22 protein-coding genes are annotated in these 24,482 nt (G+C 57.1%); 6 read left to right on the top strand and 16 right to left on the bottom strand.

Annotated elements, in window-relative coordinates:
* Positions 1–125: 125 nt before the first annotated feature.
* The 9 genes from RBB44_RS17765 to RBB44_RS17725 form a co-directional block, all read right to left on the bottom strand.
* On the bottom strand, positions 126–1,862 hold the full coding sequence (locus RBB44_RS17765) for an ABC transporter substrate-binding protein (protein ID WP_306148960.1): 1,737 nt from the start codon (positions 1,860–1,862) through the stop codon (positions 126–128).
* Between the two features lie 391 nt (positions 1,863–2,253).
* A complete protein-coding gene (locus tag RBB44_RS17760) occupies positions 2,254–3,666 on the bottom strand; it encodes a 3'-5' exonuclease (RefSeq protein WP_306148959.1) in 1,413 nt (470 codons plus the stop codon).
* Complete coding sequence (locus RBB44_RS17755) at positions 3,666–4,187, bottom strand: hypothetical protein (protein ID WP_306148958.1); 522 nt, start codon at positions 4,185–4,187, stop codon at positions 3,666–3,668. The genes RBB44_RS17760 and RBB44_RS17755 overlap by 1 nt, the downstream gene beginning before the upstream one ends.
* Positions 4,188–4,239: 52 nt before the next feature.
* Positions 4,240–6,069, bottom strand: a complete 1,830-nt coding sequence (locus RBB44_RS17750) for a DUF294 nucleotidyltransferase-like domain-containing protein (RefSeq protein WP_306148957.1) — start codon at positions 6,067–6,069, stop codon at positions 4,240–4,242.
* Positions 6,070–6,173: 104 nt separating this feature from the next.
* The gene (locus tag RBB44_RS17745; protein ID WP_133946189.1) at positions 6,174–7,958 is read right to left on the bottom strand and encodes a sodium:solute symporter family protein; all 1,785 of its coding nucleotides are present in this window, start codon (positions 7,956–7,958) and stop codon (positions 6,174–6,176) included.
* Positions 7,959–7,972: 14 nt separating this feature from the next.
* Positions 7,973–8,233, bottom strand: a complete 261-nt coding sequence (locus tag RBB44_RS17740) for a DUF4212 domain-containing protein (protein WP_040450876.1) — start codon at positions 8,231–8,233, stop codon at positions 7,973–7,975.
* Positions 8,234–8,752: 519 nt separating this feature from the next.
* Positions 8,753–10,366 (bottom strand): 5-guanidino-2-oxopentanoate decarboxylase, encoded by a 1,614-nt coding sequence (locus RBB44_RS17735; protein ID WP_306148956.1) that lies wholly within the window; start codon positions 10,364–10,366, stop codon positions 8,753–8,755.
* Positions 10,357–11,553: a pyridoxal phosphate-dependent aminotransferase gene (locus tag RBB44_RS17730; RefSeq protein ID WP_306148955.1), complete on the bottom strand. Its 1,197-nt coding sequence runs from the start codon at positions 11,551–11,553 to the stop codon at positions 10,357–10,359. The genes RBB44_RS17735 and RBB44_RS17730 overlap by 10 nt, the downstream gene beginning before the upstream one ends.
* A 10-nt stretch (positions 11,554–11,563) precedes the next feature.
* Entirely contained in the window at positions 11,564–12,208 is a 645-nt protein-coding gene (locus RBB44_RS17725; protein ID WP_306148954.1) for a TetR family transcriptional regulator C-terminal domain-containing protein, read from the bottom strand.
* 340 nt (positions 12,209–12,548) lie between these two features.
* On the opposite strand from RBB44_RS17725, the gene RBB44_RS17720 reads away from it, so the two are divergent.
* The 5 genes from RBB44_RS17720 to RBB44_RS17700 all read left to right on the top strand — a co-directional run bounded on the left by RBB44_RS17720 (position 12,549) and on the right by RBB44_RS17700 (position 17,098).
* Positions 12,549–13,322, top strand: a complete 774-nt coding sequence (locus RBB44_RS17720) for an ABC transporter ATP-binding protein (RefSeq protein ID WP_306148953.1) — start codon at positions 12,549–12,551, stop codon at positions 13,320–13,322.
* 173 nt (positions 13,323–13,495) lie between these two features.
* Positions 13,496–14,266 carry a transporter substrate-binding domain-containing protein gene (locus RBB44_RS17715; RefSeq protein ID WP_371932280.1) on the top strand — a complete coding sequence of 257 codons (771 nt, stop codon included), beginning with the start codon at positions 13,496–13,498 and terminating at the stop codon, positions 14,264–14,266.
* A 77-nt stretch (positions 14,267–14,343) separates the two neighbouring features.
* The gene (locus RBB44_RS17710; RefSeq protein WP_209174298.1) at positions 14,344–15,072 is read left to right on the top strand and encodes an ABC transporter permease; all 729 of its coding nucleotides are present in this window, start codon (positions 14,344–14,346) and stop codon (positions 15,070–15,072) included.
* 1 nt (position 15,073) lies between these two features.
* Positions 15,074–15,889 (top strand): ABC transporter permease, encoded by an 816-nt coding sequence (locus tag RBB44_RS17705; RefSeq protein ID WP_306148951.1) that lies wholly within the window; start codon positions 15,074–15,076, stop codon positions 15,887–15,889.
* A 33-nt stretch (positions 15,890–15,922) separates the two neighbouring features.
* Entirely contained in the window at positions 15,923–17,098 is a 1,176-nt protein-coding gene (locus RBB44_RS17700; protein WP_306148950.1) for a M20 aminoacylase family protein, read from the top strand.
* Here RBB44_RS17700 and RBB44_RS17695 read toward each other — a convergent pair.
* Complete coding sequence (locus RBB44_RS17695; RefSeq protein ID WP_306148949.1) at positions 17,081–18,445, bottom strand: adenylate/guanylate cyclase domain-containing protein; 1,365 nt, start codon at positions 18,443–18,445, stop codon at positions 17,081–17,083. The two genes, RBB44_RS17700 and RBB44_RS17695, sit on opposite strands and share 18 nt — an antisense overlap.
* 86 nt (positions 18,446–18,531) lie before the next feature.
* Complete coding sequence (locus RBB44_RS17690; protein WP_306148948.1) at positions 18,532–19,425, bottom strand: DUF4437 domain-containing protein; 894 nt, start codon at positions 19,423–19,425, stop codon at positions 18,532–18,534.
* Positions 19,426–19,547: 122 nt separating this feature from the next.
* On the opposite strand from RBB44_RS17690, the gene RBB44_RS17685 reads away from it, so the two are divergent.
* Positions 19,548–20,456: a LysR family transcriptional regulator gene (locus tag RBB44_RS17685; RefSeq protein ID WP_306148947.1), complete on the top strand. Its 909-nt coding sequence runs from the start codon at positions 19,548–19,550 to the stop codon at positions 20,454–20,456.
* Between the two features lie 864 nt (positions 20,457–21,320).
* Here RBB44_RS17685 and RBB44_RS17680 read toward each other — a convergent pair.
* The 5 genes from RBB44_RS17680 to RBB44_RS17660 all read right to left on the bottom strand — a co-directional run bounded on the left by RBB44_RS17680 (position 21,321) and on the right by RBB44_RS17660 (position 24,403).
* Entirely contained in the window at positions 21,321–21,794 is a 474-nt protein-coding gene (locus tag RBB44_RS17680; protein ID WP_306148946.1) for a DUF411 domain-containing protein, read from the bottom strand.
* Between the two features lie 79 nt (positions 21,795–21,873).
* Entirely contained in the window at positions 21,874–22,659 is a 786-nt protein-coding gene (locus tag RBB44_RS17675) for a hypothetical protein (protein WP_306148945.1), read from the bottom strand.
* A gap of 29 nt (positions 22,660–22,688) precedes the next feature.
* Positions 22,689–23,570 (bottom strand): CopD family protein, encoded by an 882-nt coding sequence (locus tag RBB44_RS17670; protein ID WP_306148944.1) that lies wholly within the window; start codon positions 23,568–23,570, stop codon positions 22,689–22,691.
* A 6-nt stretch (positions 23,571–23,576) separates the two neighbouring features.
* The gene (locus RBB44_RS17665) at positions 23,577–23,936 is read right to left on the bottom strand and encodes a copper resistance CopC family protein (RefSeq protein WP_306156135.1); all 360 of its coding nucleotides are present in this window, start codon (positions 23,934–23,936) and stop codon (positions 23,577–23,579) included.
* Between the two features lie 35 nt (positions 23,937–23,971).
* Complete coding sequence (locus RBB44_RS17660; protein WP_306148942.1) at positions 23,972–24,403, bottom strand: copper-binding protein; 432 nt, start codon at positions 24,401–24,403, stop codon at positions 23,972–23,974.
* Between the last annotated feature and the right edge of the window lie 79 nt (positions 24,404–24,482).

Raw genomic sequence — 24,482 nt, 5'->3', positions numbered from 1 at the left:
TTTGCTGCCCGCGTCCGTCCAGGCCCAAGCGCGAATTCAGTGTCGCAGCCGCCTGTCACATTCGGATCGGTGAAGGACCGGGGACACGCCCCGGTCCGATGTTTTGGTCAAGTCAGATCAGGTGATCACTGCTGCCAGCGAGCAACCAGTTCGTCGTAGTTGACGGTTTCGCCCTGCGGCTTCTCGTTTGCGAGCTTGGCCTTCGGAGCACCTGGCTGAGACAGCCAGTATTCTGCGTCACGCTCTTCATTCAGACGCGGTCCGCAACCACCGTAGACGTTGGCACGCTCATCAGCCTGCTGCATACGGGACATGACGATGTCCATTTCCTGCGCCAGGCGGTCCATAGCCTCTTGCGGGGTGAAGGCACCGGAGTTCACGTCACCGATCTGCTGCCACCAGATCTGGGCCAGCTTCGGATAATCCGGAACGTTGACGCCAGTCGGGGACCAAGCAACACGATCCGGGGAGCGGTAGAACTCAACCAAGCCGCCGAGTTTCGGCGCACGCTCGGTGAAGGACTCGTGGTTGACAGTGCTGTCGCGGATGAACGTCAGACCCACGTGGCTCTTCTTGGTGTCGACTGTTTTGGAAACAACGAACTGAGCGTAGAGCCATGCAGCTTTTGCGCGGTCAACCGGAGTGGACTTCAGGATCGTCCAGGACCCCACGTCCTGGTAACCAACCTTCTGGCCTTTTTCCCAGTAAGGACCATGCGGGCTCGGAGCCATACGCCACAGCGGGGTACCCTCGTCGTCCACAGTGTTGTTGCCTTCAGACTTCGGCTTTACCATGTCCGCAGTGAACGCGGTGTACCAGAAGATCTGCTGAGCAACGTTGCCCTGGCTCAGAGCCGGCAGAGACTGGTAGAAGTCGAAGCTTGCAGCGCCTGGAGGCGCATAGTTGCGCAGCCACTCATCCCACTTGCGGATCGCGTAAACAGCCGCCGGGCCGTTTGCAGCACCACCACGGGACACGGATGCACCAACCGGGTTACATGTGCCGGCTTCCATGCGGATGCCCCACTCGTCAACCGGAACGCCGTTCGGCTCGCCCTTGTCGCCTGCACCAGCCATGGAGAGCCATGCATCGGTCATGCGCCAGCCGAGATCGGGTGCGCGCTTACCATAGTCCATGTGACCGTAAATCGCGACGCCGTCGATTTCTTTGACATCATTTGAGAAGAACTCAGCGATGTCCTCGTAAGCGGACCAGTTGACCGGAACGCCGAGATCGTAGCCGTACTTGTCCTTGAAGGCCTTTTTCAGGTCTTCACGGTCAAACCAGTCTTTACGGAACCAGTAGAGGTTCGCGAACTGCTGGTCGGGAAGCTGGTACAGATCGCCATCCGGACCGGTGGTGAACTGGATACCCATGAAGTCGTCGAGATCGAGACCCGGGTTGGTCACGTCTTTTGCGTCGCCTGCCATCCAGTCGGTCAGGTTGTAGGCGAGCTGCAGACGGGAGTGCGTGCCGATCAGGTCGGAGTCGTTGACATAAGCGTCATAGAGGTTCCGACCGGTCTGCATCTGTGTCTGAACGGCCTGGACCACTTCACCTTCGCCGAGGATCTGGTGGTTCACCTTGATACCGGTGATTTCCTCAAAGGCTTTGGTCAGAACTTCGGACTCGTAAGAGTGAGTCGGAATGCCTTCGGACAGAACGTTGATTTCCATGCCGTTGAACGGTTCTGCGGCCTGAATGAACCACTGCATTTCTGCAAGCTGCTCATCCTTGGTCAGAACGGATGGCTGGAATTCCTGGTCGATCCACTTTTGTGCTGCCGCCTCATCGGCAAAAGCAGATCCTGCTCCTGCAATCACGGCGCTGGCCGCAACTGCGCAGAGAAGATACTTGCGCATCTTTATTTCCTCCCATGAGAGTATCTATGCCGACATTTATCCGGCTGTGATAAATTGGACTCAGGGAAGCCGCATTGTCAAACTAAAAATTTAGTAGATAGTTTGAGTGGGATTATTGGGATATAAGATATTGAAAAATATTACATTTATCAATTTCGGCTCGCTAGACTTTTCCGACTTTCAAGACGAAACGAAACCCGAAACAGCGCAATTGTGACACATATCTGACAAAAAACCAGCGAAATTTGCTTTCGAATTGTCCAAGTTGAAAACAAACTTGAAATTTAATCGACGCTATTCGCACTGCAAACGAAACTAGAATGACGCGGCGCAGCATAATCTGACAGTCATCCGACAGATCTTTGAAAGCCTCTTCAGCGCATTTTCTGGATCAGTTCATGTCCTTCAGGAGGCGCCCGTGCTTCCGGGTTTCCTGGATGACATCGCCGAAGGTCTCAAAACCCTTCGACGTGAGGATGGGCAGCAACTTGCAAAGAGCCTCTGCGGTGGCTTCCGCATCGCCAAGCGCGGTGTGGCGGACTTCAGGCCGGATTTCTATGCAAAGACGATCACACAATGCATCGAGCGTGTGCACCTCGTTCGAGCCAAATACCACCGCTGACAAAAGCACCGTGTCCAGAATCGGATGGGGCCACTCAAGACCGGCAACTTTTCCGTATTTGTGCAAGAACGCCAGATCAAACGGCGCATTATGGGCAACGATGACCGACTCGCGCGCGAATTCATGGAAGTCCGCCACCGCCTCCAGAGGCTTAGGCGCATCGGTGACCATGGTGTCCGAGATCCCGTGAACCTTGCTGGAAGCAGCAGGAATAGGCCGGCCGGGATTGACCAATTGATCAATTCGTTCGCCGGGAATCATGCGTCCATTGACGATCCTAACGGCTCCGATCTGCACAATATCGTCCTTGTTCGGCATCAAACCGGTTGTCTCGGTATCGAAGACCGTGAAGGAGAGCTCGCTGAGGGAACAGTTTTCAATGGCCTTTTCAGTATCGCGCTCGGTCAGATCAAAATCATAGATCAAAGGGCGCGCAGCTTCTGGCGCTATGCGCGCATTTGTACTGTCGATCAGAATCATAAAACCGGAGGCTTCGCTCAGCTTCTTCAAGCGCAGCCGGAACGAGAGATTGCCTTTTGTTCCATGCACCTCAACATCCACCTCCCGCCGGGCCTCGGTCAGTTGTTCAAACCCCGGCCGCAGTTCGCTTTCGGTGAAATAGTCGTAGATGGACGAGCTGAGGCGCGGAACATGCACCTGTTTCAAAACATCAGCAGCCTGTCCGTCATAGAGCATGATCTGATGGGTCGGACTGACCAGAACAATTGCAACCGGGATTTCCGTGAGCAGCAGAGCAAGATGTGCCCGCTCCGCAGCGAGCCGCGCGGTTTCTTCGGCGACAATCCCCTCAGCGTCCTCTGAGGCTTTCGACAATTCGCCGGTTACGGCTGCAACGGCCGGCCCCAGATCCCCGAGATAGCGTGCTTCATTTTGATCGACAGAGACCTCTACACCAGCATGCGCCCTTGTGCGCATGGCCGCGGCAATGCGTTCGACCGGCTTGGCGACATTGGTGTCGAACAAAAACCAGCATCCGGTGAAGATCGCCAGTGAGAGAAAGAACAGAAGGATCCCGGAGAAGGTGAAAGCACCGACCACACCAGTCTCTGCAGCGCGCGCCAATCCCATGTAAAGAGCAAGACCAATTGCCACCCAGACAGCCGCAGTCATTCCCAAGAACATGAGAAATACCCGCAATCGCAAACTGAGTGACGTCAGCATCATCCCACTCCGCAGATCGTTGACACCATCGGATCGCTCTCCGGCACCTGAACCCACTGGATGCCGTCAATTGTGCCACTGTCTTCAAAGGTGACGGCATCAATGAGAGCCGCCCGGCGCGTTTCTGTACAATCGGTCAGCACCGGCAACTTGTTCACCGTCGACCAGCGGCCGAAGTAATAGGCGTCGGCGAGTTTCATCCCCGGCTGAGCGTCATGGGTCTTGATCGACAAAGTGTCGATCGCGACAAACCGCTCGACATAAGGCAGGGCGTAAGTCCAGGGTCGGTAGAAGGACCGGTTTTCAACGGTCTGCGCAACGACGAGACCCTCTGGCAGCGTTTCCCGGGTTCGATCGTACCAGCCGTATTCGTTAGAGATGGTGGTTGCGAGCATCGCAACACCCGCCATGACGGGGGCAAGCCACTTCGGCATCCGGCCGCCCAGCGCCCGGTTGATCAGCATCACAAGCCCTGCGGCAGCAATACCGGCAACAATCGTTGCAATCAGTTCAACAAACATTCACTCCCCCATCCGGATAACGATGAGACGCCAAGCCCCTCGTCCGGTGTTTTTAATTCAGCATGCCACGGCCCTGCCCCGCCGACGACTGCATAGTTTTGACCACAACAAAGGCATCACGCAAATGGCTGCGCTCAAAGTCTGACAAGATCGAGGGTTGCATGAAGTTGTTCGGCGGCAAGCCCTGCTTGATCAAATCCACCTGGTGCAAGAGCCGCGTTTCAGCGATCAGGTCATAAGCGTCGATCAGATCGCCGCCGCCGGATTGGCTCAACTGACCCTTTTCCTTGGCCTCGACAAGCCGGGCTCGTGTGTTGACCGCCTTGATTTCACCCCGCAGAGCATAGATCCGCCCGAGATCCACCACCGGCACAACGCCATTGTGTTTCATATCCAGGGTGTTCTTGTTTTCACCGGACCGGATCGTTGCAAGGCCGCGCAGGAGATTGAGGGGCGGCGTATGCTTTAGCGAATTGCTGATCATATGCGCCACGAAAATCGAATTGCGGGCGGCGACTTCCAGGGTTTCCTCCTGGAGGTTTGCGAACAGCGGCACATGCCCACCGATCGGCCGCAGGTCGAACATCACCGAACTCAGCATTTGCGCCATCGGGTCCGGCTTTTCGATCCAGCCTTCAAAGTAGCTTTTCCAGACCTTGACCGGCTGACGCCAACGCGGATTGGTCGCCATCATGTCACCCGGACAATAGACATATCCGCAGGTGTTCAGACCATCGCAGACGAACTTCGCAAGTTCCGCAAAATACCCGGTCTGATCCGCTTCCGTAACGCTGTCATCCAGGAACAGGCAATTGTCCTGATCGCTGACGCCTGTCTGCTCCTGCCGCCCCTGTGATCCGCACGCAAGCCACAGATACGGAACCGGAGCCGGACCAAGTTTCTCCTCGGCAAGAGCGAGCAGCCGCCGGGTTGTTGTGTCTGCAATGTCGGTGATCAACCGGGTCACCACTTCATGACGGTTGCCGCTGCCGACCAGCTGGACCAAGAGGTTGGGGATCCTGGCTGTCACCTTTGCAATTTCTTCGGCCGTTGCTGCATTGGTGATCTCGCCAACCAGTTCAGCCGAACTGACCGCTTGAAACCGGGTCAGGTCCGTTTGCGTCACGATCCCGGCCAGCTTTCCACCCTCAACAATCGGGACATGGCCGATCCGGCGTTCCATCATCAGGTGCAGGACATCGGAACCAATCGACGACGGAGCCAGCGTAACCGGGTTCGCAGTCATCACGGCGTCCACGGGTGTCTCTATTGGCCGCCCCTCTGCAAGGATCTTCCCGGAAAGGTCCCGAATGGTGACGATCCCGATCAAGGCATCATCGGAATTCACCACACAAAGCGAGGAGACATGGTTCTCCCGCATTCGTGTTGCGGCCAATTGAACGGTGTCATCCGCCGCGCATGTGATTGGCTGTCCCGCCATAAAGGTCGAAACCTGCGTGGTTGCCAGGTCTCTTTCCCGCGCTTGCGGTTTCCGGCTCCGGTCGAAAAAGCGGGCGAAGGGTTGGTGATCGCGGATGAGATCTTTGAACAGCCCGGAAGGAACAACCAACAAGGTCGCGGCGGTGTCTGCGGTCGCAGTTGTCACCGCAAGTCCATTTTTCAACAGCCCGCGCTCACCGAAAGAGTTTCTGGATCCGAGGTAACTCAGAACAGCACCCTGCTCGTCCCGCACTTCGATCGCGCCATCGTAGATTATAAAAAGGCCCGGAATGCTGCTGCCGAATTCATAGACCAAAGTGCCCGGCTCCAGATCCCGGACATCGATTTGCCCCACGATGGCACTTTGCACATCGGCAGGCAGGGCATCATAAGGATGCACCGATCTTAGGAACTGCAGGATCTGATCGGATGTCAGCGACATGGCACAGCCTTTTGAACCGGTAATAAAAAGTCCTGCCCAGTAAGAGCCGGGCAGGACAAGATCGGAACTGAACGGGCCACCGCAAGCAGCGGCCCGGACAAGTGTTAGTGATCCTGAGCTGCAGCGGCTCCGCGCGGGATCCGAACGCTCTGAACGAGCTCTTCGATTTCCGTCGGGATCGGGTCCGAGGCCTTGGAGACAAAGTAGGCGACGGTGAAGTTCACCATGGCACCAATTGCACCGAAAGACGTGGACTTGATCGGGCCGAGCAGCGGATCAGCATCTGTGAAGGAGTTGGTGCCCGGAATGAACAGCCAGCCCTTGTGCAGGAAGATGTAGATCAGCGTGACGGAGATACCTGCGATCATCCCGGCAACCGCACCGCGGCTGTTCACCTTGGTGAAGATGCCCATCATCAGGGCGGGGAAGATCGAGGCCGCCGCTAGTCCGAAGGCCAAAGCCACCGTCTGCGCCGCGAATCCGGGTGGATTCAAGCCCAAATAGGTTGCCACAACAATCGCGACCGCCATGGCTATTCGTGCCGATAACAGTTCGCCCTTCTCCGAGATATTTGGATTGTAGGCCCCCTTGATCAAGTCATGCGACACCGCTGACGAGATCGCGAGCAACAATCCGGCCGCCGTCGAGAGCGCTGCTGCCAGACCACCTGCGGCCACCAGACCAATCACCCAACTTGGAAGGTTGGCGATCTCCGGATTTGCAAGAACAAGGATGTCGCGGTTGAACTTGGTCAGCTCGTTGCCTTCCCAGCCCTTTTCCGCAGCAACTGCTTGCAGATCAGCATTCTTGTCGTTGTAGTACTGGATCTTGCCGTCGCCGTTCTTGTCTTCCCAGTCCAGAAGACCGGTTTTCTGCCACGTCGACATCCAGTCGTACTTCGAGTCGTTTTCGATCTGCTCCACAGCAACAGCGCCGCCATTGATACCGCCATTCGGCCACATCATTTCGGTGATGTTGAGACGCGCCATCGCACCCACAGCCGGAGCTGTCAGATAAAGAAGCGCAATGAAGACAAGCGTCCAACCGGCAGACCAGCGCGCATCGGAAACCTTCGGGACCGTGAAGAAGCGCATGATCACATGCGGCAGGCCCGCGGTACCGATCATCAGGGACAGGGTGAAGAGAACCATGTTCAGCGTGTTGGCATGGTGCGCCGTGTAGGACGCAAAACCAAGTTCCGTAACCACCTGGTCCAGCTTGGCAAGCAGCGGCACACCGCTGGCAACATCATTGCCGAAGAGACCTAGACCCGGGATCGGGTTGCCGGTCAACTGCAGCGAAATGAAGATCGCCGGGATGGTGTAAGCCGTGATCAAAACGCAGTACTGAGCCACCTGCGTGTAGGTCACGCCCTTCATGCCCCCGAAAACCGCGTAAGCGAAAACCACACACGCGCCGATCAGAAGACCGGTTGTGTTGTCAACTTCCAGGAAGCGGCCAAAGGCAACCCCAACGCCGGTCATCTGACCAATAACGTAGGTTGTCGAGGCAACGATCAGGCAGACAACGGCAACGATACGGGCCGTCTGGCTGTAGAACCGATCCCCGATGAATTCGGACACCGTGAACTTGCCGAACTTGCGAAGGTAAGGCGCAAGCAGCAACGCCAGCAGCACGTAGCCGCCGGTCCAGCCCATCAGGAACGAAGAGTTGTCGTAGCCGGTAAAGGCGATGAGGCCTGCCATGGAAATGAACGAGGCAGCTGACATCCAGTCCGCTGCGGTCGCCATTCCGTTGGTGACCGGGTGAACACCGCGGCCAGCGGCGTAAAATTCAGATGTAGACCCTGCGCGGGCCCAGATCGCGATGCCGATGTAGAGGGCGAAAGAGCCACCCACAAACAGCAGATTTATCGTAAACTGATCCATATCTCAGGCCGCCCTTATTCTTCGTCCACACCATGCTCGCGATCGAGCTGGTTCATGCGCCAGGCGTAAAAGAAGATCAGCCCGAGGAACACGAGGATGGAACCCTGCTGGGCAAACCAGAAGCCCAGATCGGTGCCGCCGACGGGAATGCCGCTCAGCAGCGGGCGCAGCAAAATGCCAAACCCGAAAGAGACCAGCGCCCAGATGACGAGGCTGATCTTGATGATGCGCATATTGGCGGACCAATATTCGTTGTTGGATGAGTTTTCGGACATACAGTCTCCTCCACTTGATCCTGTTAAGGTTCAAACGCCCCGGCGAACGCGGCGCCTCAATCGCGTGTTTTGAATTGGAACCTTGAGCCTGGATGCTGGATGCTGGCGGTGGAGCGGCTGGGCCTTGAACACAGCGATTTCCGGAGATGTCCGGGAAAGCTGTACCATGACTATTTACAACCGATTTTCTCCATTTGGCACGCACTCAGCACTTGGCCGAGGAACCCCCTTCCCTAGACCTCAATCTGTGACCCCGTGCAAAACGGGGTTCATACTGCTTGTTGACCTATCGTGACGATCGTCACCGAACTTCACTGGAATGCGAGTTTAGTTTTCTATCGATGCGCAAAATATACTCAAGACTACTTACGTAGGCCCATACTTCAGTAGGGGCTTCGTAAGTCTATTAGACTAACGAATTACACTTTAGAAATAAGAACTTGACGCGTGCGGAACACTTCCGAAGAACATCTCTGGGTCGGTAAAGTATGACCTGTCTCAGTTAAGCAAAAGGGGCGCCTATGCGGTGGCGCCCCGGGTCTCAATTTCATGGATTTCAATCAATGCCGGACCGGATATCTTGGCCATATCGATCAGCGCGTCATTGAGCTGCGAAACATCGGCCAATCGGATTGACGGCAAGCCATAGCCTTCCGCGATTTTCAGAAAATCCGGGGCGGATGGCGTCACACCCTCAGGTTCAATCCCGCTGTCTTCCATGAAGGTGCGGATCTCACCGTAACCGTCATTGTTCCAGACAAGAAAGATGACATTCGCCTCACAGTCTTTTGCCGACCCGATCTCGGCAAGCGAAAACTGAAATCCACCGTCGCCAACAATGCAAACCACCGGCACACCTTGTGCGCCGAGGCTGGCTCCCACCGCGGCAGGTGGACCATAGCCAAGGGCTCCAAAGCCGGTCGCGGCATTGAACCAGCCCTTCGGCTGTCCAGCTTCAAAATAGAGATTGCCGGAATAGATGGCCTGTGTGGAATCGCCGACCATGATGCAGCCCGACAGCGTATCGCGAATGGTCTCAAGAACCGCGATCTCTGCCCTCATCTTTGGAGTGAGGGCGGCGAACGCCTCTTCACGGCAGGCTGCTGCCCGTGCTGCACCTGCACATTGCGCGCTGTGATCTGAAAGAGCAGCCAGCAGATCTGCCACCAGCTGATCAACGGTGGAGAGGATCGAAAGCGCAGCTGATGGTCCTCGGGCCAGCTGATCGGGATCAATGTCGACCCGTACCAGGTTTTCAAGTACCGGGAAGCCATTATCCGCATACATGTCGTAATCGGTCTGACCCATCTGCGTGCCAAGCGCGACTACCAGATCGGCGTCCGACACAAGCGCGCGGACGGCCTTCAAACTCGGGCTTGCCGGAACCGAAAGCGGATGGCCCGCAAACATGCCTCTCGCGTTCACCGTCGTGACCAATGGCGCATCCAGGGTCTCGGCAAGTTGTTGAATCTCTTGAGCTGCCGAGATCGATCCACCACCACACAGGATAACGGGTCGCTTCGCCGCCCGGCACTTGTCCGTGAGGTCAGTGACTTCTGTTGCAGCTCCTCGTGGGCCGCTGGCTATGACTGGCTTCCAGGTATCCATTGCGATCTTTTGCGGCATCACATCGGTCGGGATCTCGATGTGAACCGGACCTGGCCGGCGGGATTTCAGAACAGAGAAGGCCCGTTCCATAACAGATGGAAGATCGTTTGGATCAAGCAGCGTATGCGACATGACGGCCAGTGTTGCCATCATGGCCCGCTGATCGGGCAATTCATGCAACATGCCGCGGCCATGGCCGAGACTGTCCCGCGCGTTCACACCGGAGATCACCAGCATGGGGATCGAATCCTGATAGGCCTGCGCCATCGCGGTGATGGTGTTCGTCAGTCCCGGCCCGGTGATCACCAAGGCAACGCCGGGCTTGCCGGTCACACGCGCATACCCATCGGCCATAAAGCCAGCGCCTTGCTCATGCCGAGGGGTGATGTGACGGATGGGAGAAGAGGCCAATCCGCGATAGAGCTCAACTGTATGAACGCCTGGAATGCCAAAGACAGTGTCAACGCCGTTGATCTCGAGAAGGTCAATCAGGGCTTCGCCAACAGTTTTCTCAACTACGCCCATTTCTTCGATCCCGTATTCGCCGCCAGCTCGTCTGCGAAGGCCGCGATCCTCGTGGCAGCTTCCCGCAAGGTGTCATCTGCGACCGTCAATGAGAGGCGAATGAACCCGGCCGCCTGTTCGCCAAACGAGACGCCTGGCATGACGGCAACGTGTTTTTCTTCCAGAAGGCGCGTTGCAAACGTTTCACCATCCAGCCCGGTGCCGCTGACATCAACCAGCAGAAACATGCCCGCTTCCGGCATCATGGGCCGCAAGGCACCATGACCGCCAAGATGTTCCATAAGGATTTCGGCACGCCGCTTGTAGCTCTCTCGCATGCGTTCAGCGGTATCAAACTCGCCGGAAACGGCCATCGCCGTCATATCCGCAATGAACGGTTGCCCGCCAAAGAGCATGGTTTCGGAAACAGCAAGCAACCGGTCACAGAATTCCTCTGGTCCGACAGCCCATCCAGACCGGAAACCGGGCGCTGCGTGGGACTTGGAAATCGACGAGACGGCGATCGTTCGTTCCTGCAGAGCCTCGATGTCGAAAGGTGAGGCGAAGGTGCGCTCAAAGATCAGCTTCTCATAGACCTCGTCACAAACGATCCAAAGATCATGACGTTGGCAAACCTCGCCAATAGCTGCAATTTCTTCTGCAGTCAGCGCTGCACCTGTCGGATTGTGGGGCGTATTGAGAAGCAGCACCCGGGCATTGGGTGTTACGGCTGCTTCAAGGTCTTCCGGCTTGAGGTGAAATCCGTTTTCCGGACGCAAGGGGACCGGCACCATAGCCGCGCCCGTCGCAGCAATGACGCCTTCATAGGTTGCGTAGTATGGATCCGGCACAAGCACCGTATCCCCGCCCTCGACAAGACCCAGCATCACCGCAAAAAGCGCTGTCTGCGTTCCTGGAAAACAGAGGATGTTGCGCTCTGTAACGCTTGGCCGCCGCTGCCGGTATTTTTCTACCAAAGCGGCGACGATCTTCGGTTCGCCGCGCCCGTTGGAATACCGGATTCGGCCAGCCCGCATCGACCGTTCAGCTTCATCCAGGAGGGCTTTGTCAGGCATGATGTCCGGTTCGCCAATCGTCAGCTCGATCACCGGTGTGCCCGCATCCATCATCTCGCGGGCCTTCAGATGAACTGTCCATTTCCCGGACCCCAAATGGGTCAACCGGTCGGTGATCGACGCATAACGCATAGTCGGTCTCTCAGGTTTGTTGAGTGTCGGCAGCAAGAGAAATGCCGCCCAAAAGGACTTCCACAGACCGGACAGCAATGCCCGGCAAAGGTGTTTCGGAGAAGAGATCGCCCACCAGCGTGCCTTCCAGCCACAAGCCGTCGATTACGCCGTTGATCGCAATGGCAAGCTCCTGACAACGCTTGGTGTCCGACGCATGCCCAGCTTCCGTGAGAACATCAGCCACAAGCGCCTCGAGCACAGACCGGAACGCCAGATAGCTTTCCCGGTGGATCTCTGCAAAATCCGGGTCGACCCGGACATGACTGATGAAGGCTGCCCAGAGTGACAGAGCCCGGCCATCGGCGACCGGCGGCGTTAGGTTCGCGACAATGAAGTCGTGCAACCGGGCCCGGGCGCTCGATTGCCCCTTGTCGGCAGCGTCGGCGACCTTCGATGTCATGCCGGTCATGACTTCGCGATAGGCTGCCTGCAACATCTGATCTTTGCTGGAGAAGTAGTGGCGGATGAGACCAGGCGTCACACCAGCCCGAGTTGCCACTTCGCGCACGGTTGCCCCTTGCAATCCAAGCTCGGAAATACAGTCCAGTGTTGCGGTGATCAGATCTTGGCGGCGCTCGGCTTCCGGCGCTCTATGGAACGACCGACGGGTCATCTCACCATCCGTTCAGCAATGGTCAAAACCGGGTCTTCATCTTGCAGGAGACAAGCGGCTGTAAACGTCGCACTCATTGCACCTCACGCCTCCCGTTTCTTATGCCGCCGCCCATTCATGGGAGCGTAAGCGCGCCATTCATGCGCTCAGATTCCGGCTTACTATACGACTGAATAATAAGCACACAAGCCCAAATTATACACTTGAATAATTTCTGAGCCGATGCAAAGCTTCTCGGAATGACCGGGCAGTCAGCTGGCGCTCTCCCGGCAACAACGACAAGCCAGCGGGGACAAAAACACCAACAGCTCTGGCAACTTAGCTGGGCAATGGCGGAAGAATGGAAGATGTGGCGCCAGCCATAGAGGTGCGAGACCTCTTTAAGCGTTTTGGACCTCTCGAGGTGCTAAAAGGGGTCTCGATGACGGCCAACAAAGGAGACGTCATCGCAATCATAGGCGGGTCGGGCTCCGGCAAATCCACCTTCCTTCGATGCATCAACATGCTCGAACTTCCAAGCGCCGGATCCGTGACAATACATGGCGAAGCCATTGCACTGAAAGACGACGGTCATCATGGCTTGCGCCCGGCGGACCGGAAACAAATCGAGCGCATCCGCAGCCAGCTGGCCATGGTCTTTCAAAGCTTCAATCTGTGGCAACACATGACGGTGCTGCAAAACGTGATTGAAGTGCCGGTCCACGTGCTCGGCATGAAACGGGATGAGGCAGTCGAAATCGCCGAAACGTTGCTTCGCCGGGTCGGGTTGCACGAGAAACAGGACGTCTATCCGGCCTTCTTGTCGGGCGGCCAGCAGCAACGCGCAGCAATTGCCCGCGCCCTGGCTGTCCAGCCGCTGGCGCTTCTCTTTGACGAACCCACGTCAGCGCTCGATCCCGAACTGGTTGGGGAAGTGCTGAGCGTGATCGGAGACCTGGCGAAAGAAAACAGAACCATGGTCCTCGTGACACACGAGATGAAGTTCGCGCGCGACGTCGCAAGCCACGTGATCTTTTTGCACAACGGCATCATCGAGGAACAGGGACCGCCAGGCCAGGTCTTTGGTGACCCGAAATCGGAGAGACTGAAACAGTTCATCAGTTCGGTCCACTAGGCCGGATACTCACGGCCATGCCGTGAGCCGGCAACCAGAGTGCCGAAGCCCTGCCGGGAGGAAAAGGCAGTCTTCGGCAAGTTCAAAGACCGGTCGTCCCGCACCTCGTCGCGGGCGGACCATCCCGACCAATCGGGCAAACACAGTGAAAACAGGGGAACAGCATGAAACACATGATCAAAGCAGCTTTTGTGGCAACCGCGGTGAGCGTTGCAGCAATTTCCGGCGCCCAGGCGCAAGATGTCAAAGTCGGCGTTGCTGCAGAACCGTACCCGCCGTTCACCTCCCCGGATGCCAGCGGCAATTGGGTCGGTTGGGAAGTCGAATTCATGGAAGCAATCTGCGCGGAAGCAAAGCTCAATTGTGTCATCACCCCGGTTGCCTGGGACGGCATCATCCCAGCGCTCACTTCCGGCAAGATCGACATGATCGTCGGCTCCATGTCGATCACCGAAGAACGTCTGAAAACCATCGACTTTTCCGACAAGTATTACAACACGCCGACCAGCATCATCGGCGCCAAGGCTGACGATTTCGAAGCAACGCCGGAAGGTCTGTCCGGCAAGATCCTTGGCGTTCAGGTCTCCACAATCCATGCGGCCTACGCGGACAAGTATTTCGCTCCGACCGCTGACGACATCAAGCAGTACCAGACACAGGACGAAGCCAATCAGGATCTGGCAGCCGGCCGGGTCGATGCGGTTCAGGCAGACGCCATCGCTCTTGACGCATTCTTGAAGTCTGACGCAGGCGCATGCTGCGAATACAAGGGCAATGTGGCCGATGATCCGGCCATTCTCGGCGCCGGTGTGGGCGTTGGCCTGCGCAAGGGCGAAGATGAGCTGAAAGAAAAGATCAACGCAGCAATTGCCGCGATCCGCGCCAACGGCACATACGAAGAGTTCTCCAAGGAGTACTTCGACTTCGACATCTACGGCGGTTAATGGCCAGCCTTCCGCTCTTCCGCCGGCGCGCACTTGCGCCGGCGGCCCTCTCCTTTTGAAAAGGTTGCCTGCCGCCTATGGCCGTTGATGCCGGATTTCTCAATCTGAACCTTCTCGCTCTTTCTCCGCCCGGCTGGGGCGGCGTGCTTCTGGAAGGCTTTGCCGCCTCTTTGCAACTCGCTGTCGGCGGGTTCACGCTCGGTCTCATGATCGGGATTGCAGGCGCCTTTGGCAAACTCTATGGCGGCCCGATCCTCCGGGATCTTCTTGAAGTCTACACCACAGTGATCCGGGCGGTGCCGGAACTGGTTCTCATCCTGCTGCTCTACTACGCCGGCACAGATGCGGTGAACGCACTCCTCGGCCTTGTCGGCCTGCCACGTGTCGACATCAGCGGTCTTGCCGCCGGGATTTTCGTGATTGGTGTTGTTCAAGGCGCCTACCAAACGGAAGTCTTGCGGGGTGCCATCAAGGCTGTGCCGCCGGGGCAAATCGAAGCCGCGCGCGCCTATGGCATGTCACCGTTGAAAACGCTGCGGCGCATCACCCTCCCCGCCATGCTGCCCTACGCAATTCCGGGGCTTTCCAATCTCTGGCTGATCGCCACCAAGGACACCGCCTTGCTGGCCGTCGTTGGGTTCAGCGAACTGACGCTGGTCACCCGCCAGGCCGCGGGCAGCACCAAGGCCTATATGCTGTTTTTCTGCGCAGCCGGTCTCATGTACCTGACACTGACGCTGGTTTCGAACCGCGTCATCGCCATTATCGAAAAACGTGCCCGCCGCGGCATAGCGGGGCCGGTGTGAGATGAGCGATACCAAAGTCACCATGCCCGCTTATGTGCCGCCGCCCCCACGCCGTTTGTTGGAGCCGCACCGGATCTTCCTGATCGCCGTCTTTGGAGTGATCGTCTTTTGCGCCATTTACTTCATGCGCTGGGACTGGCTGCCAAAATACCAGACACGGCTGCTCTACGGCATTGGCGAGACACTGTTCCTCCTGTTCTCAACCGCTGCCGTCGGGTTTCTGCTGGCCTTGCCGATCGGCCTTGTTCAGGTCACCGGCCCGTGGCCACTTGCAGCGCTTGCCCGCGGGTTCTGCACATTAATCCGCGGCACGCCACTGCTCCTGCAACTCTGGTTGCTCTACTACGGCCTTGGGTCCGTCTTTGCGCAATATCCGGAAATCCGCCAGTCCATGTTCTGGCCGTATTTGCGGGACGCCTGGCCCTATGGCTTCACAGCCTTGATGCTATCGTTCGCGGCCTATGAAGGCGAAGTCATGCGCGGGGCCTTTGCCGGCGTGCCGCGCGGCGAGCTGGAAGCCGCCCGCGCCTTCGGCATGGGCCGCTTTACGATGTTCCGCCGGATCTGGCTGCCGCGCGCCTTCTATCGCGCCTTGCCGACCTTGAGCGGCGAAACCGTACTGCAGCTCAAATCGACCCCTCTTGTCGCGACAATCACCGTAGTCGATGCTTACGCGGTGATCACACGGGTGCGCCAGGACACCTTCCTGGTCTACGAGCCTTTGCTGCTGCTGGCCCTCATCTATATGTGCCTGACCGGAATTCTGGTATTGCTGTTCCGCTATCTTGAAAGCCGCATTCCAAGCCGGGGCGCCTAAGCATCTGGCCAATTTTTGAAAGCACTTTTGAAAATGACCAAACAGACCACCAATTTCGATGCGGACCTGGTCGCAACACGGCGTCATCTGCATTCCATCCCGGAAATTGGTCTGTCGGAATTCAAGACCTCGGACTACGTCGCCGGCGAACTCACCGCGATGGGCTATGAGGTGACACGGGGTCTGGGCAAAACCGGTGTCGTCGCAACCCTTCGAAATGGCACCTCCAGCCGCAGCATCGGCATCCGGGCCGACTTTGACGCCCTGCCGATCAAGGAAGAGACCGGCGCAGACTATGCCAGCACCCACTCGGGTGTGATGCACGCTTGCGGCCATGACGGTCACACGGCGATGCTGCTGGGCGCGGCCAAACGGCTGGCAGAGCGCAAACAGTTCGACGGCACGGTGCATCTCATTTTCCAGCCAGCCGAGGAGAATTTTGGCGGCGCAAAACTGATGATCGAGGATGGCCTGTTTGAGCGGTTTCCCTGCGACGCCGTATTTGGCCTCCACAATGACCCCGACCTGCCGTTTGGGGAGTTTCATTTCATCGACGGCCCGATGATGGCGGCAGCAGATGAATGCAGGATCACGGTGATCGGCAAAGGCGGCCATGGCGCGGAACCGCAATCAACCCCGGATCCGATTGTCTGCGGCGCGTCGATCATCATGGCCCTGCAAAGCATTGTGGCGCGCAACATCCATCCCATGCGGCAGGCCGTGATCACGGTTGGAGCCTTCAACAGCGGCATTGCCAGCAACGTGATCCCAGAGCGCGCCGAGATGAGCCTGACCGTCCGCGCTTTTGATCCGGATGTCCGGGATGACCTGGAGACCCGCATAAGACAAGTCGCGGAAGGCCAGGCGGCAAGCTACGGCCTCAAAGTGGCCGTTGACTATGAGCGCGGTTATCCGCCTATGGTGAACCCGAGGAAAGAGACCGACTATGTGCGGTCGATTGCCCGGCGCTTTGCCGGCAGCGACAAGGTGAAAACCATGCCGGACCCCATCATGGGCAGCGAGGATTTCGCCTATTTTCTTGAAGAGAAACCCGGATGTTTCTTTCTGCTTGGGACGGCCAAAACAGATAACGACCCGCCGCTCCATCATCCGAAGTACGACTTCAACGACGACGCCCTCCCCCTCGGCGCAGCGTTCTGGGTTGACCTGGCAGAGGATTTTCTTTCGGGCCTAGACACAGCTGAGTGACCAGATTTCAATTGGCTCACGACGACCCCGAACGTCATGCACTCCGGCTTGCAAAAGGTCAGGCGCAACAACACTGGGGTCGGCACCTCCTCGCTTCACTGCTTCTATCAACTCGTTGCTGACGGCAACCTGGGCTCCGATGTCCCGGGTCAGCTTTTCCAAGCGGCTGGCGACATTCACCGTGTCGCCGAGAACCGTGTACTCCAGCTTGTGTTCATCGCCAATGTTGCCGACAACTGCTTTGCCGTAGTGGACACCAATCCCAACACCTATTGGTGGCGCGCCCTCTCGTTCCCTTTCAGCGTTCCATTCGCCGATCACTTCAGCCATTCGCGCAGCACATCTGAGCGCCCTTTCAGCATCGTTCGGGCGGGTACGTGGAGTTCCAAAGTGAACCATCACCGCATCGCCGATGAACTTGTCTATTGTTCCGTCTTGTTCGAAGGCAACCTTCGCCAGACGCCCATGAAAGGCGCGCAACAAAGCGATCAATTCTTGTGGCGGCAGCTTTTCTGAGATCGACGTAAAGTCGACCATATCCGCAAAGAGCACGGCAACCGGTCGGTTGCCCGGCTCGTCCGGTTCCCAGCGGCCCTCGGAGAATTCACGAACGATGTTCGGAGAAAAGTAGCGTGACAACATCGCACGCTGAGCTTCTGCGGCGACCTGCCGACGAACGAGGGCACGCGAGCGGACCACCACGATCGTCAGAATCACGGAAATCAGCACAAGAAACACAACCTGATTGGATAAGCGCGCAAGGCCAACCGCATTGGGATCAAGGATCTTGGCCAGCGCAATCTCAGGTCCCATACCTTCGTCAAGAACATCACCGGATGTAAACGGTATGGCGTTTGGCTGTGTTGCGACCCACAGATATCCGAGAGACCAAAACGCGGCAGCAGCGAGTCCTGTCCAAATGACGAGCGTTGGCTTGTAGCTCAAAGCCATGCTGACAACGAACACGCCAAGATAGAGAAAGGCAGGTGTTCTCAAGTTCATTTGCTGCGTCCAGCCTTCAAAATCGAAAGGCGTTGGCACAATCAGAACAAAACTCAGTGCTGCCGCATCAAGAACAATGAAAGCCAAAACGGGTCCGGTATTGGCACCGGTGCGATGCCGCAGGGCGTATGGAACGATCCCCAAGGCAGCGAAGGCAAGGATAGCGCTGAGATAAAGTGATGATCGCTCGAAAGGGAGCGTGAGCGACACCCAAATGGCCAAAAGAACCAGAACCAGGTTCCGTCCCCAGAAGACATAAGACAGGCCGGACGCCTCTTCCCGTGCGATGGCGTCAGCAACAGATTTCGAAACCTGCGGCTTGGCAGCTGGTTGGAAAAAACGCATCAATCCATCCCTTCGGCGCCCCGCTGCTCTAGTAAAGGAAAGTGGGCAAGACACAGCCGTTTGCTGCTATGTCTTGCATGAGTTGATTATTGAAACGGCTCTTCAGATCCAGAGCTGGAGACCTCGTATTTGCCATCAACGCTCATGTAAAAAATGCACGCCTCCGATCCAGCACATGTCACCATATGCGCCGTCGCCGACTGCGAACCGAAAAAGCTCCCTGGATCGAGAGGCGTGGCATCTTCTGCCGCAGTTGTTTGATGGGTAACAGTGCCCTGAATGACAACAGCCCTCAACCGGCTGTCTCCGCCGGCAATCGCTCCCTTAAAACCTGATGGCAGTCTGAGAAACGTCCCATTTTTCTGACCCTCACTTGGGTTCCCCCAGAGAAAGGCCATTTGCGGTCCGTTTTCTCCTGCCGACGCCCCAGGCGCATCGACCCACGACACGTCCCCGGCATCGATCCAAACGATATTGTCGGCCTCCACGTTCACCGGGAACTCTCCATTGGCAAACGCTCTGTCCTTGGGTTGAACCAGATACGGACCTTCCTGGATTTCCAGGAAAGCGCTGGACAACCCCGCATCTTCGCGCGCTGCCGTGATATGAGACGCGCCAGCGGGTTGCGTCCAGAACGAGCCTGGCCCCATCCACATGAGTTCTGCGGACGGATCGTCATTGTGTACTGCTCCGCTGATCACAACAGCCCGGTATGTGATGTTGTGGATGTGCGGCGGCGAACTGAAGCCGGGTTTGAACCGGATGATGGTGCCGGTCGGTACGTCTTCGCGAATGTCACCCCACAAGACACCTGCTTGCGGACTGGCGTCTCCACGCGCCGGGTTGAGGGGCTGGAACTCAACAGTCGAACTTGGAACCACCTGCACCCCTCCAGCAGACGTCTGATCCTGAGCAGAAACTGAAGTGGCGGTTAGTGTAGCAGCGAAGACAGTGGCAATTGCCTGGGAGGAGTAACGCATCTTTTGAACCCTGAGATTTGAAGCGGCGCGGGCCGCATTTCTTCGTCTGCCTCTTTAGTTAAGCTCCACTTTCAATTAATAATCAGCTGGAAATCAAAATTACTATTTGGATAAACAGAATAATGTCCATCGACCTCAAGTCGCTCGAATTGTTCGTTCGGGTCGCCGCGCTGGGTGCAATCGGGAAGGCGGGTGCAGAATTCGGTTTGTCAGCGACGGCTGCTACACAGCGTTTGCAGGCTCTTGAGACAACAGTTGGAACGCAGCTTCTTCACCGAACCACCCGCGCGGTTTCTCTTTCTACGGACGGTGAGATATTTCTCGCACACGCAAAGCGTATTCTCGGCAACGTTGAGGAAGCCCTCGCCGACATCCAGCCGGATGCGCAGGACATCAAGGGAGACCTTCGAGTTGCGTGTTCTGCATCTTTCGGACGCTTGCATATAGCGCCTCATGTAACAGAATTTCTTGAACACCATCCCGGCGTTACTCTCCAACTTGCGATGAGTGACTCGGTGATAGATATCGTCGAACAAGGGTTCGATATGGCAATACGTATCGGCGAGCTGGCTCCATCAACACTGAAGGCACGCAAGTTGGCCGAGAGCCCCAGGCTCCTTGTTGCTTCGCCAAAGTATCTTCAACGACACGGCGTTCCGATGACCCTTGCAGATCTGAAGCACCACAACTGCCTGGCGCGGGAAGACATGAGAACTTGGTCGCTCGCAAGCACCGACGGCGCGCTTCATGATGTGAAGATCAACGGTAACTTTTCGAGTACCAGCGCCGAAGCCATCACCGAGGCCGCCTGTTCAGGTCTCGGAGTAGCTAGAAAATGCGCTTGGGAAATCGCCGGCCAACTCACCGATGGGTCATTGATACCGGTTTTGGAACACCACACTGTCTCTCCGTACTGGAAAGTATTTGCCGTGCGCCCACCTTCCCGCCTGCCGTCTGCGCGGGTTCGGGCATTTACCGATTTCTTGGAAGCGAAATTCAAGACGGTTCCAGCGCTTTGCGATCAGGCCTGACAGTCTGTGTGGTTTGACACCATGAACTGGAATTGACGGAAAATACCGGGGCAAGGCGGAATTTGGTGAAAAGATGTTCAGTTTCAATCTCATATGAGATTTCTATCAACAGCAATAACCGCGTTCATTTGACACCGGTATCTGTGTTTCAACGTTCCAATCGCCAACTTGTGGGATGAAACGCCCCGAACTTCAAATTGGATTAAAACGGCAATTATTGGCGGCCTACAGGAACTATTGATCCAGTCCAAAGCCGGACCAGACAAAACGAAGTTGGCATTGCGCAAATGCCGCCTACCACCGAACGCCGAAAGTATAGAATTCCGGGAGTTTGGCTACGTCATACCCCTTCGCCTCTAACGGCCCAAACATGCAAGCCCGTTATCTGAAACGAGTAATGGCATCTACGAAACTTTGGGCGGAAAGCGGAAATTCGTTGCAGGTTGAACTAATGGCAGCAAAGGGCTCAAAGCGCTCTCTGCCAATCTCTGCGAGACTGCCGGTTTTCCAAATCCAAAAGCGAGAGCCCGATTGCCTTCCTTGGCACCTAACTAACCCCGTTCTGGAACTCTGGCCACCCTTGTAAACCGCTCTTGATCTTCAACCGTCCCCGAGTACCGTTAGCCCCCCTGCCCGCCCAGGCTTTTTAGCTTCGTGTAAGGCAGTTGCCTCTGGCGTGGCATTCAGCTTATCGCTGTCGTGTTCAATACCTAGCTCACGCCATTCGAATACCGTGTGGAAAACAGGGCTCTCCACTGATGACAGCTCGACCCGTCTTTCAACGATTTACTTAGGACAAAATGACGGTGTTGGGGCCTGGCATCCTCAAACGATAGTGTTTCGGCTCATCGTCTCAAACCTGTCTCACTCAGCGGCCGGATAGGACGAGAAGACCTCAAACGATCCATTCCGCAAAACCAAAAGGACGTCGTAGGCTTCCCGTTCTGTCTCCGGTCCCATTCCCGGCGAACCGTAGGGCATTCCAGGGACAGACAGGCCGACAGCATCCGGGCGGTCCGCTATCAGGCGCCGTACGTCGCGGGCCGGTACGTGGCCTTCAACAACATACCCATCGATGAGCGCGGTGTGACAGCTCGCAAGTTGGGTTGGAATTCCGCGCGTGACCTTTTCCCTTGCCAGAAGGCCCGGCGGAATGTCCTCGGCCGTGACGGAAAACCCCTCCGATCGCATGATATCAATCCAGGCGTTGCAGCAGCCGCAGCCGCGCGCCTTGAGCACATGGATTGCGGGGGCGCCGGTCGCGTTTGCCAAGCTTGGTGTGGCAACGCAAAGAGAGACCGCGCCTTTTAGCAGAGCCCGTCTGTCGATTGTCATCATATTTCTCCCTGCCAGTTGATCGCGTAATCTGACGGTTTTTCATCCGGTTTTGCAAACGCGGCGGGTTAGAGATTTCGGGTCAAAAGGCCAGCCGCACCCACCAGGGCAAATCAATCAAAAAGATGAGTCCCGCAAGAAACACGGCCGCCAAGATGGCGAGGCCGGACAGGATCGCGATGGTTTCCAGGGCCATCTCAGAAAAAGCAGATGTCCGAATGGATCGGTTTTTTGCGGTGGGCCAGTTCGCCTCGTGAACATCCCCCGCGGTGCGAGCTGTTGCCGGGCTGTTGGGCGACATGTTTGGAGCATTGGCCGCAGTTTTCTGGAGAGCCGGCTGTTCTGAAACGGATCTGCACTCCGGTGGTATGCAAGACAAGGTTGTTGAAGAGCCACCGAATGCCGGCAGCGACTGGGTCCACCTGGACCAGACACTCAGCGTCAGTGCCAGGATGATCAGCACACCGGTTGCCTCGAAATATAGGGGCGGGCCGTGCGGTCCGCTCAGGGCCTCCGGAAAAAGACCCGGCCCGATCGCTGTCATCAGAGTAAAGACATAGGTGCCCAAAGCGGCCAGTCCGATCCCATACCTAAAGATCCGGGCGGGCCAAATCCCTTTGGGCCAGTGGCCGAAGAAAGCCCGCCAAATGATCCAAACGGCAATGGGTGTCAGGACAACGAGTTCTGCCCAGTGGAGCAAAGCCGGTCCGAGTGCATCGACGAGCATCGACCCCACCAGGTCGCCCAGGCCGAGCAGAACGGCCCCAGTGAGGATTGCAATTTTCCATCCTGGGTCATTGGCGGTCTCATGCCTTCGCATATCGTTACAGATGCGGCTCACCTGTGCTGTTCCCATCTCGTCTGCCATAGGCAATACTTCTCAATTCGGCGTGCGGTCTAGGTCGGGGAGGTGATCGTGGTGACGGTCGCTGTCACCAAGAAGATTGAGATCACGAACACTACCTCCAGGCGGATGGATGTTTTCAATCGAGGCTGAGCCTGCGGATCACCGGCCAGCAGCGCGGGCGTGAGGCGCAACTTGTTCAATGCTGCAAACGCAATCACCGCGGCGAACAAGGCGAGCTTTAGCAAAAACAACTGGCCATAAGGGGCTGCAAAAGCCTGCGGTGTCGTGACCCCAAACAGCCCCAGCAGTGTTCCGCCCGCGATTACGAGCAGCCCCACACTCCACAGAGCCTTCTTGCCAAACTCTTCCGCAAGCGCGCCGGTCGTCTCCGAGGCGTTTCTGTTCGCCGAGCGGAGCAATGGCCCAAACACGCCAAGCCAAAATGCCAGGCAAATCATGTGAAGGGTGATCAGTCCGCCGAGCAGAAGACGCGGTTCCTCCAGCGTATGGCCCCGAAAGGCAAAAGACAGGCAAGCAACCAGGGCTCCACAAAGAGCGACTGCAAGACCGAATCGGGACTTGAAGAAGATGCCAAGGATCAAAGCAAGACCAAAGAGCCGCACGAGCACGCTGCCACCGAGGGGACTGTCTGCGATCAGCCCAAGCATCATGGGATCAAACGCACCGTCCAGCGTGCCGCCCATAAGGAAACTGGCGCGGAGCGGGATCCGCAACACTGTCGCCACCGCGGCAATCAGAGCCATCAAGGCTGCGACGCGCGCAAGGTATCTCCGGTCATCTTCGGTCAAAGACCTCAGCACGGCAGATACGAGGACGCTTCCGGCCGCCAGCAGCGTTGCCGCCGATGCCAGGCTCTTGATGGCGATTGAGGTCAGGATCTGGGCGTCTATCGCCGCCAATGCTGCAAGCATGATCCGTCAGTTCCCGACCGAAAACGTGAAGGATCCATCCATTGCATGCCCGTCTTCGGCCAGACCCCGCCAATTTACGGTGTAGGACCCATTGGGGAGAGCGGCTGGAAAGGCCTGAACGGTTTTCGATGGTGCCATGTTGTCAGTGCGGGTGACTGGATAGTCAGTGCCGTCCTTGCCGGTCACCTGGATCAGCGTGATGCGCATCGGCGCATCAAAGGTCATCACGATGGCATTCGGCGACTGCGCAACGGTAGATCCATCGGCGGGGCTTGTCGTCTCCTTGGAGGAGTGCGCAAGGGCCGATGTGGCAACTGCGGTCGCAAAGGCTGCTGCCAGCGCCAGACGTTTAAACTTGGTCATCATGTCGTTTCCTCGTCTCATTCATCGATTTTGTGCGGTTAACAGGGGGATTTTCCGATCCCCAATGGTCCGACCCTTTTGGCAACGGACGGTTGTTCAGAGCTTCCGGGCACGATGGCCGCAATCCGGTACCTTCCGGTCTCGCCCAATGTCAGCATGAGGGTGACGGATGCCCCGACCCGGAGCCCGGTCACACCCTCGGCATAGGGCGCGAGAGGAAGGTCCATGGTCATGGCCGGCCAACCAATCCGGTCATTGGCTTCATGGCTGACATTTACGACACCTTCGGACAGGGCATTGATCACGCCCTCAAGATGGAAAGCGCCAACAATCTGCGCGCCCGCAGATTCCAGACTTGCATGATCCATTTCGAAAGTGGCTTGCGGGGTATCGGCCACGGCTTGCGCGGGTGTAAGCGTCAACAGCAGACCGGCTAACGCCGTGGAGGCGGTGATGGGGAACGATGTCATTTGGATGAGACTTTTTCTTTTGTGCGGTCCAATTCGGCAAGCAATACGCCGCAGCCCGGCGGTACAATCCGGGCTGCAG

It is taken from the genome of Roseibium sp. MMSF_3247 (genome assembly GCF_030733765.1).
Lineage (GTDB): Bacteria > Pseudomonadota > Alphaproteobacteria > Rhizobiales > Stappiaceae > Roseibium.
Note: the sequence above shows the minus strand (reverse complement) of the source record. Positions and strands in the feature narration are given on the sequence as shown.